Genomic DNA, 13,072 nt, shown 5'->3' with positions numbered 1-13,072 from the left:
CGACGCCTGATCTAGGCCGTTCGCGGCCCTGAGACAACCGGGGCCTCCAGCCATTCGACCAGCGCCCGCGTCGCCGCCTCGGGCTGCTCCGGCTGCGGCAGATGCCCGCAACGCTCGAGGATCACCAGTCTAGCGCCCGCTATGCCCTCCGCCATCTCCTTGGAGAACGCGTTCGGAATCGTGTTGTCCTGATCGCCCGTCAGCACCAGCGTCGGGCATTTGATCGTCGCCAGCGTCGGCCGTGAATCCACCCGCGTGATGATCGCGGTCTGCTGTCGCAGATAGCCTTCGACGCCGACGTCCTCACCCTGCTCGTGCACGAGCTTCCGAATGCCGAGGTCGTCGCGGCGAGAGGGATGCACCAGCTCGGGAAAAATCTCCTCGCGCGTCGCGCTCAGCTCGCCGCGCCTGGCCCGTTCCATCAGGCCGCGGCGGCGCGCGGTCGCTTCCGGTGTATCGGGCCCGGCCTGGGTGTTGATCAGCGCGAGCTTCAAAACCCGCTGGGGCGCCTGGCGCATGATCTCGAGCGCGATGTAGCCGCCCATGGAGTGGCCGGCGAGCGCGAAGCGCGGCGGGGCCTCGCTCAGCACGCGCCGGGCGATCGCCGCCATGCTGTCGTCGCGGATATGGTTGGCAATCATCACCGGGCCGAACCGCCAGAGTGCGGGGACCACCGGGGCGTAGATCCGGGCCGAGGAGGCCAACCCCGGAACCAGCAGAAGCGGGGTGGTCTGATCCATTATTGCCTCGCGAGCCCGGGAAATTGGCGGAAATTATTCTGCCAAGCTTAAGTGCCTGAGGAGGCCTGTCAAATATGCAAAAACGCATGTGAATCGGCGCTGGTCCGCTTTGACGGCGGCGACGGCCCGGACTATGAACCGGGCTCATGACACAACATGACAGCGATACCGCCTGGCCGGACCACAAACCGACCGCGCTCCTCGTGCTCGCCGATGGCACGGTGCTCGAAGGCTTCGGTCTCGGCGCCGAAGGCCATGCCGTCGGTGAGGTCTGCTTCAACACCGCGATGACCGGCTATGAGGAGATCCTCACCGATCCCTCCTATGCCGGCCAGCTCATCACCTTCACCTTCCCGCATATCGGCAATGTCGGTACCAACGAGGAAGACATCGAGACGGTGAACATGGCCGCGACGCCCGGCGCGCGCGGCGTGATCCTGCGCACCGCGATCACCGATCCCTCGAACTACCGCGCCACCAAGCATCTCGACGCCTGGCTGAAGGCCCGCGGCATCATCGGCCTGTCCGGCATCGACACCCGCGCACTGACCGCGCTGATCCGCAGCAAGGGCATGCCCAATGCCGTGATCGCGCACGCCAGGAACGGCGAGTTCGATCTGCATGGCCTGAAGGAAGAAGCGCGCGAATGGCCTGGCCTCGAGGGCATGGACCTCGTGCCGATGGTCACCTCGGGCCAGCGCTTCACCTGGGACGAGACGCCCTGGCTGTGGGACAAGGGTTTTGGCCGCCAGGAAAACCCGCAGTTCAACGTCGTCGCCATCGACTACGGCATCAAGCGCAACATCCTGCGCCTGCTCGCCGGCGTCGGCTGCAAGGTGACGGTGGTGCCGGCGACGACCTCTTCGGAAGACATTCTGGCGATGAAGCCGGACGGCGTGTTCCTGTCCAACGGCCCCGGCGATCCGGCCGCGACGGGTAAATACGCGGTGCCGGTGATCCGGGACGTGATCAAGTCGGGCACACCGACGTTCGGCATCTGCCTCGGTCACCAGATGCTCGGCCTCGCCGTCGGCGCCAAGACCAAGAAGATGCATCAGGGCCATCACGGCGCCAATCATCCCGTGAAAGACGAGACCACCGGCAAGGTCGAGATCACCTCGATGAACCACGGTTTTGCGGTGGACGAGGCGACACTGCCGAAGGGCGCGACGCAGACCCACATCTCGCTGTTCGACGGATCCAATTGCGGCATCCAGCTCGACGGCAAGCCGGTGTTCTCGGTGCAGTACCACCCCGAGGCCTCGCCGGGCCCGCGCGACTCGCACTATCTGTTCCAGCGCTTCGCGGATCTGATGCGGCAGAAGAAGAGCGCGTAACGCTGGCTCTCCTGCAATTGCCTTGACGACACCGAGCCCGGGCCTTGACCCGGGCTCTTGTCATCCCGGGCTCGCCGCCGCGGTTCGCCCGGACGCGAGGAACGTCGTTTCACGCCCCTCGTTGATTCCTGCTACGCTCACGCAGGAGCCCTGCCATGTCCGTTGTCAGCGACAATGCCGAGCCACTCGCCATCGTGTTCGAAGATGACGGGCTCGTGCCGAACAACATCCTGCCCTTCCTGGTCTATCAGGGTGCGGTGAAGCTCGATTCCAGGCGTCCCGAGGCGACCATCGAAAACCTGTTCGAAGCGAATAGCTGGGGCGGCACGTGGCGCAACGGCGTCTACGACTATCTGCACTATCACGCGACGGTGCATGAGGTGCTCGGCGTCGCGCGCGGAAGTGCCCGCGTGCGCTTCGGCGGCGATCATGGCCAGGAGCTGGAGATCAAGGCGGGCGACGTCGCGATCCTGCCGGCCGGCACGGGGCATCAGTGCATCAGCGCGAGCGACGATTTCTGCATCATCGGCGCCTATCCGCCGGGATCGAAGATGGAGATCACGCGGCCGACGCTGGAGAATCACACGAAGGCGCTGAGGACAATTCCGACCGTGAAGGTACCGGAGTCCGATCCGGTGAGAGGCAAGGATGGTCCTCTTGTCAGATTGTGGAAACGGCGCTGACCTTCTTGCACGGTTAAGCGTGATCATCTTCGCGCGATCGCGACATCGCTGCGCCTTGACTCCGTCGACCTCCGGCACATAGTCGCGAAGGTTGTATTTCTTCATTTTGCTATGTTGTTTTCCCCGCGCACCGTTGGAGTCGATCATGATGTTCTCCAGCCGTTGCCAGTGCATCAACTGCATCACCCCGCCCCACATTCTCAAGAAGCTGCTCAACAACAGTGACAACCGGATTCGCGACGCCGCCTTGCGGACCTTGTTGTCGACGTCGCGCCTGAGAGGCGAGCGCGCCGTCCGCGGACTCCTTGCGGCAGCAGCCGCCCCGTCATCGCACGGCCGGCGAACGATATCGGACTGCGGCAACTCCACCCAGCTCGGTTCAGCGACGGTCGCCCGCACCGAGGATGGCGCCAAGTCGAAAGACAACACCGTGAATCGGGCGTTCGAGGGCCTGGGCGATACGCGAGAATTCTACCAGCAGATCCTCGATCGCGACTCGATCGACGGACGGGGGATGCGCCTCAACGGCTTCGTGCATTACGGTGACGCCTTCAACAACGCATTCTGGGATGGCACCCAGATGGTGTTTGGCGATGGAGATGGCGTTCTCTTCACCGACTTCACCAAGTCGATCGACGTCATCGCTCACGAACTCACGCATGGCGTCACCGAGATGACTGCAGGACTGGTCTATCATAATCAATCGGGCGCCCTAAACGAGTCGGTCTCCGACGTATTCGGTTCGCTCGTCAAGCAATGGACGCTGAAGCAGACAGCCAATCAGGCGGACTGGCTGATCGGCGCCGAGGTGTTCACGCCCGATATCGGCGCGGACGCGTTGCGATCGATGAAAGACCCCGGCAAGGCCTTCAACAATCCGACGCTCGGCAAGGACCCGCAGCCGGACCACATGCGGAAATACGTCAACCTGCCCGACACGGATGACGGCGACAATGGCGGCGTGCACATCAACTCCGGCATTCCCAACAAGGCATTCTTCCTGACCGCGACCGGCATCGGTGGATTTGCCTGGGAGGCGCCGGCGCATATCTGGTATGCTGCGCTCCAGGCGTCGACCCCGACGACGGAATTCCAGGAGTTCGCCGACACGACCTATCTCAAGGCGGGGCAGCTTTTTGGCAGCACTGAGCAGCAGGCGGTGGCCGCCGCATGGAAGGAGGTCGGTCTCTCGATCAGCGGCGCCCGTTCGCTGGGAGGGACCATCGGTCGGATGCGGCGCGTGGCGACGAATGGCCACGACGATGCGGCAGACATCTCGCGGCAGATTGCCGAATTGACCGCACAGATCACGGCGCTGTCGCGTACGGTGGAAGGCATGCAGCAGGGCCGGCCGCATTAGGAGCGGCAGCTCGGTTATCCCGTGACCAGGAGGCCGAGCGTAGATAACATGCGGCCATGAAGATCAGCCTAGCTCAACACGGCGGACAGGGCGCGGGAGTTTTTCTCCAGCGCCCGCCGCTCGTGGTCGATTCGGCCGTGCTCGATCCTGCCAAGGCGAAGGAGCTCGGCGAACTCGTGGCAGACGCCGTCGCCGCCCGCCCCGCGCCGCCGCGCACCGATAGCGGACGCGACCTGATGTCGTACGCGATCTCGATCGAGAACGACGGTCAGCACACCGTGCTCTCGGGGGCCGATACCGCCATGTCGCCTGAATTCGCCAAATTGCTGGCATGGCTGCAGCGCCACGCCAGATCGCGATGACGGCGCTCAGGCCGCCCTATCCTATGGTCCCAATTCCGCCGTCGTCCCCGACAGGCGAGCGGAGCGAGCGATGATCCGGGTCCATAATCCCAAGAACAAGTTTGGCGAAGACTCGTGATGACCAGCCCGCGCCACAACCACTCCTGTGGTTATGGTCCCGGATCGGCCCGCGCTTAAGGCGCGCTTGTCCGGGACGACAGCGGAGTATGCGTCCACTGATGTAATGGCACGGCGCGCAAGAAGCGCGCCTTTGCCCACCCTACGCAATTCCCTACGCCTCGTTGCCGCCTTCCTGGCGCGTGGCCTCGAACAGGAACCACGTCCGGCGCTCGGTCTCGTCGATGAAGTTTTCGAGGATGCTGGCGCTGGCGACATCGCCGGCGTCGTCGCAGACCTCGTGTGCCTTACGCATCGCCGCGGCGACGTGCCTGTTGTCCTGCATCAGCTCGCGCAGCATCTCGCGTGGCGGGACGTAGTCCTCGTTGTTGTCCTTGATGGTCTGGAGCTTTGCGACCTGGCCGATCGACTTCAGCGTGGTGCCGCCGATCTTGCGGACGCGTTCGGCGAGCTGGTCGGTGGTGGCGAAGATCTGGTCGGACTGCTCGTCGAGCAGCAGATGATAGTCGCGGAAATGCCGGCCGCTGATGTGCCAGTGGAAATTCTTGGTCTTCAGATAGAGCGCGAACGCATCGGCCAGAAGCACGTTGAGCGCCTCCGAGACCTTCTTGACCCCGTCCGGCGACAGATCGGTGGGGGTATCGAGATCGGGCGAGACCTTGGTGGGGGCTTTGCTCACGGGAGACCTTCCTGTTAGGACGCGGACATTGACGGCGCACCGTCGCACCCCTAACGCAAGGCGGGCAGCGCCGGTTCCTTGACAGGAACCGTTTGGCCGGGACCTACAAAATACCATGGACGATTGGATCGATTATTACGACTCCACGCATACGATCTATGTCAGCAAGCTGCATCGCGACTTGCACTTCCAGATCATCGCGCGGGACATCATCGGCTACATCTCATCGCCCGAGGCGACCGTGCTCGACTATGCCTGCGGCGAGGCGTTGTCGGCGAGCCAGGTGGCCGCGGCCTGCGGCAAGCTGATTCTCGCCGAGCCCGCCCCCGGCGTGCGTGGCCGGCTGATCGCGCGATTTGCCCCGAACACCAAGATCCGCGTCCGCTCACTCGACGACGTCCGCAAAATGCAGGACCAGTCGATCGACCTCGCGGTGATGAACTCGGTCGCGCAATACATGACGCCGGAGGAGCTCGATGCCGCGCTTGTCAACATGCGGCGATTGCTGACCCCGTCCGGCAAGCTCGTGCTCGGAGATATCTTGCAGCCCAATGTCGGCATGTTCAGGGATGTGATGGCGCTGCTCAGCCTCGGCCTGCGTCACGGCTTCCTGAAGGACGCGCTGATCGGGCTGATCAGCACCGCGCTGTCAGATTACCGTCATCTGCGCACGCGCATCGGGCTTCAGCGCTATGGCGAGGACGAGATCGTCGCCAAGCTGACCGCGGCCGGCTTCGCTGTCCAGCGCGCCCACACCAATATCGGCCATAATCGCTGGCGCATGACCTTCATCGCGCGGCCGCCTCTGGTTCGTTAAGCATAATGACTGCCCGAGGTGGCTTGTCACACGCCGATAGGTAAAGATCGTCGCGGCCCGGTGGCGGAAGCGTCTACGCGAGGGCGGTGCAACGCTCTTCATCCTGGTTCAAATCCAGGCCGGGTCTCCACGCTTCGCCCCTGCGGGGCTACGCGTGGCGCAGCCACGCCAGGCCCGAAGGGGCGTAGCGTGTCCGGCGTAGCTGTAGCGAAGCGAAAGCGAAGACGGACGGGATCTCAGCTGTCTGCGCGCAACCCGCTCAACTTCAATCCACTTCGACCGTCTCGCACTCGGGCAGCAGCTGTAGCCGGTCGGCATCCTTGGCTGCGGAGCTGAGGACAGCATCGAGCAGCCCCGGAAAGCGCACGTCCAGATCCTCGCGGCGGAGCCGCATGAAGCGGTTGGTGCCAGCCACGCGCGTCAGCATCAGGCCGCATTCGCGCAGCTTGGCGAAATGGTAGGCGAGGTTGGATTTGCCGGCGAGGCCGCTGAAGTCGCCACAGCAGAGCTCGCTGCTGACACGTTCCTGCTGGGCGAGCTGATAGACGATGGCCAACCGGATCGGATCACTCAGGCAATCCAGAACCATCGGCAGCTCGATCTGCTCGCGGGTGGGATGAAGAGGCGTGCGGCTCATGGTTCGGAATCATAGCAAACTGGCCGCGATGTTCAATAGTTCTTGAACCAATTGACTTCTCAGCCATCGCGTTCAATAGTTCAAAAAACGTTGAACATGGGATATTGTCCAATGAGCGTGTTCTGGCTGGCTCTCGCGGCCTTCGCGATTGGTACCGAAGGCTTTGTCATTGCAGGGCTTTTGCCGTCGATCGCCGCCGATCTTTCGATTTCCGTCCCGGCCGCCGGCCAATTGGTCACCGCCTACGCCCTCACCTATGCGGTGGGTTCGCCGATCCTGGCGGTGACACTGAACAATATCGACCGGCGCACCGTGCTGGCCCTGGCGCTATCGACCTTCATCGCCGGAAATCTCGTCGCGACGCTGGCTTCCAGCTACGCCCTGCTGCTGGCCTCCCGCATGCTGATGGCGCTGGGCTCCGGACTGTGCATGCCGACGGCGCTCGCCGTATCGGTGGCCGTCGCCGCGCCCGAACGGCGCGGCCGCGCGGTGGCGCTGGTCACCTCGGGCCTCACGGTTGCGACCGTGATCGGCGTCCCGCTCGGCAATCTCGTCGGCAGCCTGCTCGGCTGGCGCGCGACCTTTGCCATGGTGGCGCTGATCGGCGCGGTTGCGCTTGCCGGCCTGCTGCTTGGCCTGCCCCGTGGCCTGCCGCGCAACACCGCCTCGCTCAGCGAACGGCTGGCGGTGGCGCGTCACAGCAATGTCGTGATCGCGCTTCTGATCACCATCTTATGGGCGCTCGGCGGCTTCACCGTGTTCACCTATTTCGCAGTCCCGTTGCGCGGCCTCGGCTTCGACGCCGCGCAGATCAGCCTCGCACTGCTGGTGTTTGGCGGCGCCGCCGCCATCGGGAACATGCTGGGCGGCGTCCTGGCCGACCGGCTTGGGACGCTCGCCACCGCAGGTCTCGGGCTCGCCGGCATGGCGAGCGCCCTGATCCTGCATTCGCTGGTCCTGAAGTTGATGCCGGGACAGGCGCATTATGCGGTGCTGGGCGCGATCTTCCTCTGGGGCATCTCGGGCTGGGCGTTCTATCCGGCTCAGATCGCCAGCATCATCCGGATCGAGCCGCAGGCCTCGATGATCGCACTCTCGCTCAACGCCTCCGCCATGTATCTCGGCTTCGCCATCGGCGGGGCCCTGGGTGGCGCGGTGCTGGCCACCCTCTCGCCGACCGACCTTGGCTGGATCGGCGGATCGAGCGTTGCGGCCTCGCTGCTGGTGCATCTCGCCCGTGGCTGGCAGGCACGTCCAAAACCCGTCAAAATTGCCGGTTGATGGGCGTTTTTCGGGGTTTCGCCGCCCCGAAAACTGGTCTAAGACCCACCCGCGCGCGAGGGGAGACCCCGCGCTCTCGGCTCAAGGGGACGCGCGGCAAGCGCGCCCTTTTTTTGTGCCCAAATTCCACTTCGGCGAGAGTTGATGCCCAAACGTACAGACATCACCACCATCCTGATCATCGGCGCCGGTCCCATCGTGATCGGCCAGGCCTGCGAGTTCGACTATTCGGGCACGCAAGCGGTGAAGACGTTGAAGGAAGAGGGCTATCGCATCGTCCTCGTCAATTCCAACCCGGCCACCATCATGACCGACCCGGAATTGGCCGACGCCACCTATATCGAGCCGATCACGCCCGAGATCGTCGCCAAGATCATCGAGAAGGAACGTCACGTCATTCCCGGCGGCTTCGCGCTGCTGCCGACCATGGGCGGACAGACCGCGCTGAACTGCGCGCTGTCGCTGCGCCGGCAGGGCACGCTGGAGAAGTTCGACGTCGAGATGATCGGCGCGACCGCGGATGCGATCGACAAGGCGGAAGACCGTCAGCTGTTCCGCGAGGCCATGACCAAGATCGGGCTTGAGACGCCAAAGTCGCGGCTCGCCAACGCGTCCGAGTTGAAGAAGTCCTTCCGCGACAAGCACCGGGCCGAACGCGAGAAGCTGTCGGGTGCCGCCCTCGAGGAACACGAACGGCAATGGGTGCTCGGCGAAAGCGACCGCCGCAAGCGCTACCAGGAATATGCGCTCGGCCAGGCGCTGATGGCGTTGTCCGAGATCGGCCTGCCCGCGATCATCCGTCCCTCCTTCACGATGGGCGGCACCGGCGGCGGCATCGCCTACAACAAGGAAGAGTTCCTCGACATCATCGAGCGCGGCCTGGATGCGTCTCCCACCAACGAAGTGCTGATCGAAGAATCCGTGCTCGGCTGGAAAGAGTACGAGATGGAGGTCGTGCGCGACAAGAAAGACAATTGCATCATCGTCTGCTCGATCGAGAACCTCGATCCGATGGGCGTGCACACGGGCGACTCCATCACGGTCGCGCCGGCGCTGACGCTGACCGACAAGGAATATCAGATCATGCGCGACGCCTCGCTGGCGGTGTTGCGCGAGATCGGCGTCGAGACCGGCGGCTCCAACGTGCAGTTCGGCGTCAATCCCGAAGACGGCCGCATGGTCGTGATCGAGATGAACCCGCGCGTGTCGCGGTCGTCCGCACTGGCCTCGAAGGCCACCGGCTTCCCGATCGCCAAGGTCGCCGCCAAGCTCGCGGTCGGCTACACGCTGGACGAGATCGCCAACGACATCACCGGCGGCGCGACGCCGGCCTCGTTCGAGCCGACCATCGACTACGTCGTCACCAAGATTCCGCGCTTCGCCTTCGAGAAATTCCCCGGCGCATCGACCACGCTGACCACGTCGATGAAGTCGGTCGGCGAAGTGATGGCGATCGGCCGTACCTTCCAGGAGAGCCTGCAGAAGGCACTGCGCGGACTCGAGACCGGCCTGACCGGGCTCGACGAGATCGAGATCGAGGGGCTGGGCCAACACGACGACAAGAACGCGATCCGCGCCGCGCTCGGCACGCCGACGCCGAACCGTATCCTTCAGGTCGCCCAGGCGATGCGGCTCGGCTGGACCAACGAGGAGATATTCAACTCCTGCAAGATCGATCCGTGGTTCCTCAGCGAGATGCGCGGCATCGTCGACATGGAAGAGAAGGTCCGCAAGAACGGCCTGCCCGGCAACGCCTTCGGCATGCGCTCGCTCAAGACCATGGGCTTCTCGGACGCGCGGCTTGCCGTGCTGGTGGCGTCGACGGAGGCCGAGGTGACAGCCAAGCGCCACGCGCTCGACGTCCGCCCGATGTACAAGCGCATCGACACTTGCGCGGCCGAGTTCGCCTCGCCCACCGCCTATATGTATTCGACCTATGAGGCGCCGTTCGCGGGCGCACCGGCGGACGAGAGCGCGCCGTCTGACAAGAAGAAGGTCATCATCCTCGGTGGCGGACCGAACCGCATCGGCCAGGGCATCGAGTTCGACTATTGCTGCTGTCACGCCTGCTTCGCGCTGCATGACGCCGGCTATGAATCCATCATGGTCAACTGCAACCCCGAGACGGTGTCGACCGACTACGACACCGCCGACCGGCTCTATTTCGAGCCGCTCACCGCCGAGGACGTGCTGGAGATCATCGCGAAGGAGCGCACGAACGGCACGCTGCACGGCGTGATCGTGCAGTTCGGCGGCCAGACCCCGCTGAAGCTGGCGCGTGCGCTGGAAGCCGCCGAAGTGCCGATCCTCGGCACCTCGCCCGACGCCATCGACCTTGCCGAAGACCGCGACCGCTTCAAGCGCGTGCTCGACAAGCTCCGGCTGAAGCAGCCGAAGAACGGCATCGCCTATTCGGTCGAGCAGGCGCGCCTGGTCGCAACCGATCTCGGCCTGCCGCTGGTGGTGCGCCCGTCCTACGTGCTCGGCGGCCGCGCGATGCAGATCATCCGCGAGGAGAACCAGCTCAGCGACTATCTGCTCGGCACGCTGCCGGAGCTGGTGCCGGCCGACGTCAAGGCGCGCTACCCGAACGACAAGACCGGGCAGATCAACACCGTGCTCGGCAAGAACCCGCTGCTGTTCGACCGCTATCTGTCCGATGCGACGGAGATCGACGTCGACTGCCTCTGCGACGGCAAGGACACCTTCATCGTCGGCATCATGGAGCACATCGAGGAAGCCGGCATCCATTCCGGCGACAGCGCCTGCTCGCTGCCGCCGCACTCGCTCGATGCCAGGATGATTGAGGAGCTGGAGCGGCAGACGCGCGAGCTGGCGCTCGGCCTCGACGTCGTCGGCCTGATGAATGTGCAATACGCGATCAAGGACGGCGAGATCTACGTGCTCGAAGTCAACCCGCGCGCCTCGCGCACGGTGCCCTTCGTCGCCAAGGTGGTCGGCACGCCGGTCGCCAAGATCGCGGCGCGCATCATGGCCGGCGAGAAGCTCGCCGACTTCAAGCTGAAGAAGGCGGACTTCAAGCATGTCGGCGTGAAGGAATCGGTGTTTCCGTTCGCCCGCTTCCCCGGCGTCGACACGGTGCTCGGCCCCGAGATGCGCTCGACCGGCGAGGTCATGGGCATCGACAGCTCCTTCGCGGTGGCATTTGCCAAGAGTCAGCTCGGCGGCGGCACGCGGGTGCCGCGCAAGGGCACGGTGTTCGTCTCAGTTCGCGAGAGCGACAAGACGCGCATCGCCGAGGCCGTTCGCGAATTGCATTCGCTCGGCTTCAAGGTGCTGGCGACATCGGGCACGGCGCGCTTCCTGACCGATCAGGGCATCCCGACCGAGAAGGTCAACAAGGTGCTTGAGGGACGGCCGCACATCGTCGATGCCATCACCAATGGCGACGTCCAGCTCGTCCTCAACACCACCGAAGGCCCGCAGGCCCTCGCCGACAGCCGTTCGCTGCGGCGCGCGGCCCTCTTGCATAAAGTGCCGTATTACACCACTCTTTCCGGGGCCGTGGCGGCCGCGCAGGGCATCCGCGCCTATCTGGGCGGGGACCTTGAGGTTCGGACCCTGCAGAGCTACTTTTCGGAAACCTGATCGCTAGTGGCGGCTAGGCTGCCGGTAAGTAATTGGCAATGAAGCCACAATGGCCGGAGGAACTGTCCGGGCATTGTGGTTGTTCTGTTCCGGCGCCAGACCCACATAACGCTCCGGCGGCGGCGTGTTCAGCCCCCCGGACATACTGACGAATCAAGGTTGCCGCGCCCTCTGTTTTCGTGGGGCGCGCGATCGAAGGACGAGAGAAGAGATGGAAAAGGTTCCGATGACAGCGGGCGGCTTTGCCGCGCTCGGGGAAGAATTGAAGAAGCGCCAGTCCGAGGACCGTCCGCGCATCATCGAGCATATTGCGGAAGCGCGCTCGCACGGCGACCTGTCGGAAAACGCGGAATATCATGCCGCGAAGGAAGAGCAGTCCCACAATGAAGGCCGCATCGCCGAGCTCGAGGACAAGCTCGCGCGCGCCGACATCATCGATATTTCCAAGCTGTCCGGCGACACCATCAAGTTCGGCGCCACCGTGACGCTGGTCGACGAGGACACCGAGAAGAAGACGGTGTGGCAGATCGTCGGCGAGGTCGAGGCCGACGCCAAGAAGGGCCGCATCTCCATCACCTCGCCGCTCGCGCGCGCGCTGATCGGCAAGAAGAAGGGTTCGACCGTCGAGGTCAACGCCCCCGGCGGCGCCAAGGCGTATGAGATCACCAAGGTGGAGTGGCGGTAAGGATTTGCCGCCGGGCGTGATGATGTTTCGAAAAGGCCGCGCACTGCGCGGCCTTTTTGTTTCGGGGTATTGCCGAGTGCCGTGTGCCTCCCCGCAAGAACCGGGAGAGGGAGAAGGCTTACCTTCTTCCCTTCACATCAAGCGGCACCGCCGCCTCGTATTTCGAATTATGCAGCACCAGCGACGTCCGCACGTTACGCACATGGGGCGCGGCGGTGAGGTGCGTGACGAAATCCTGGAAGGTGGCCATGTCCGGCGCGACGCATTTCAGGATGAAATCGACCTCGCCCGACAGCATCCAGCATTCCCGCACCAGGGGCTCGGCGCGGACGAACTCCTCGAAGGCGCGCAAATCCGCCTCGGCCTGGCTGGACAGGTGCACGGCGGCGAACACAGTGACGTCGAAGCCGAGCTTGCGGGCGTCGAGCAGGCCACGATAGCCGTGGATATAGCCCTCCTCCTCCAGCGCGCGAACGCGGCGGAGGCAAGGTGGCGGCGAGATGCCGACGCGCTTGGCCAGCTCGACATTCGTGATTCGACCGTCGGCCTGGACCTCGGTGAGAATTTTCAGGTCGATCTCGTCTAGGTTCCGCGACACGTGATTGGAACTCCTGGCCTTTGCGGTTGTATTGGTGGATTTGACGCAATCCTCATAGCCAGTCCGCAGCAATTGCGCAATTTTATTGCGCGTGCAGCGCAATCGACTTTTGTTCCCTGTTGGAAAAATCCGCCGACAGGGAATGCAATTCTTGCATAGCTCACCAG

At 64.1% G+C, this 13,072-nt stretch carries 12 protein-coding genes and 1 tRNA gene; 9 read left to right on the top strand and 4 right to left on the bottom strand.

Translation table 11 applies throughout. The annotated features are described in order from the left end of the window. Nucleotides 1-11 precede the first annotated feature (11 nt). The gene (locus AC5ZFO_RS17700; RefSeq protein WP_282523241.1) at nt 12-740 is read right to left on the bottom strand and encodes an alpha/beta fold hydrolase; all 729 of its coding nucleotides are present in this window, start codon (nt 738-740) and stop codon (nt 12-14) included. 146 nt (nt 741-886) lie between these two features. On the opposite strand from AC5ZFO_RS17700, the gene carA reads away from it, so the two are divergent. From carA to AC5ZFO_RS17680, 4 genes are all read left to right on the top strand, one after another. Further along, nucleotides 887-2,077, top strand: a complete 1,191-nt coding sequence (gene carA / locus AC5ZFO_RS17695) for a glutamine-hydrolyzing carbamoyl-phosphate synthase small subunit (RefSeq protein WP_282523240.1) — start codon at nt 887-889, stop codon at nt 2,075-2,077. Nucleotides 2,078-2,232: 155 nt separating this feature from the next. Continuing rightward, on the top strand, nt 2,233-2,760 hold the full coding sequence (locus AC5ZFO_RS17690; protein WP_496122271.1) for a cupin domain-containing protein: 528 nt from the start codon (nt 2,233-2,235) through the stop codon (nt 2,758-2,760). Between the two features lie 145 nt (nt 2,761-2,905). Then, nucleotides 2,906-4,120: a M4 family metallopeptidase gene (locus AC5ZFO_RS17685; RefSeq protein ID WP_282523238.1), complete on the top strand. Its 1,215-nt coding sequence runs from the start codon at nt 2,906-2,908 to the stop codon at nt 4,118-4,120. A gap of 56 nt (nt 4,121-4,176) precedes the next feature. Beyond that, entirely contained in the window at nt 4,177-4,482 is a 306-nt protein-coding gene (locus AC5ZFO_RS17680) for a protealysin inhibitor emfourin (RefSeq protein ID WP_282523237.1), read from the top strand. 271 nt (nt 4,483-4,753) lie between these two features. Here the strand turns inward: AC5ZFO_RS17680 and AC5ZFO_RS17675 are convergent, their stop codons facing one another. After that, nucleotides 4,754-5,278 carry a Dps family protein gene (locus AC5ZFO_RS17675; protein WP_496122270.1) on the bottom strand — a complete coding sequence of 175 codons (525 nt, stop codon included), beginning with the start codon at nt 5,276-5,278 and terminating at the stop codon, nt 4,754-4,756. Nucleotides 5,279-5,393: 115 nt separating this feature from the next. Here AC5ZFO_RS17675 and AC5ZFO_RS17670 point away from each other — a divergent pair, with 115 nt between their 5' ends. Next, nucleotides 5,394-6,095, top strand: coding sequence for a class I SAM-dependent methyltransferase (locus tag AC5ZFO_RS17670; RefSeq protein ID WP_496122269.1), 702 nt, complete (start codon nt 5,394-5,396; stop codon nt 6,093-6,095). Between the two features lie 54 nt (nt 6,096-6,149). Beyond that, nucleotides 6,150-6,225 (top strand) — tRNA-OTHER (locus AC5ZFO_RS17665). 135 nt (nt 6,226-6,360) lie between these two features. Here the strand turns inward: AC5ZFO_RS17665 and AC5ZFO_RS17660 are convergent. Further along, entirely contained in the window at nt 6,361-6,732 is a 372-nt protein-coding gene (locus tag AC5ZFO_RS17660) for an ArsR/SmtB family transcription factor (RefSeq protein ID WP_282523235.1), read from the bottom strand. A gap of 111 nt (nt 6,733-6,843) precedes the next feature. On the opposite strand from AC5ZFO_RS17660, the gene AC5ZFO_RS17655 reads away from it, so the two are divergent. The 3 genes from AC5ZFO_RS17655 (at nt 6,844) to greA (ending at nt 12,307) form a co-directional block, all read left to right on the top strand. Then, nucleotides 6,844-8,013, top strand: coding sequence for an MFS transporter (locus AC5ZFO_RS17655; protein ID WP_282523234.1), 1,170 nt, complete (start codon nt 6,844-6,846; stop codon nt 8,011-8,013). 144 nt (nt 8,014-8,157) lie between these two features. Further along, nucleotides 8,158-11,622 carry a carbamoyl-phosphate synthase large subunit gene (carB, locus tag AC5ZFO_RS17650; RefSeq protein WP_496122268.1) on the top strand — a complete coding sequence of 1,155 codons (3,465 nt, stop codon included), beginning with the start codon at nt 8,158-8,160 and terminating at the stop codon, nt 11,620-11,622. A gap of 211 nt (nt 11,623-11,833) precedes the next feature. Then, entirely contained in the window at nt 11,834-12,307 is a 474-nt protein-coding gene (greA, locus tag AC5ZFO_RS17645; RefSeq protein ID WP_007596674.1) for a transcription elongation factor GreA, read from the top strand. Nucleotides 12,308-12,425: 118 nt separating this feature from the next. Here the strand turns inward: greA and AC5ZFO_RS17640 are convergent, their stop codons facing one another. Further along, nucleotides 12,426-12,905: an Lrp/AsnC family transcriptional regulator gene (locus AC5ZFO_RS17640; protein ID WP_028150670.1), complete on the bottom strand. Its 480-nt coding sequence runs from the start codon at nt 12,903-12,905 to the stop codon at nt 12,426-12,428. Nucleotides 12,906-13,072: the final 167 nt, after the last annotated feature.

This window comes from Bradyrhizobium sp. Unk1, from assembly GCF_059512345.1.
This window is presented reverse-complemented; position numbering and strand designations above follow the sequence as displayed.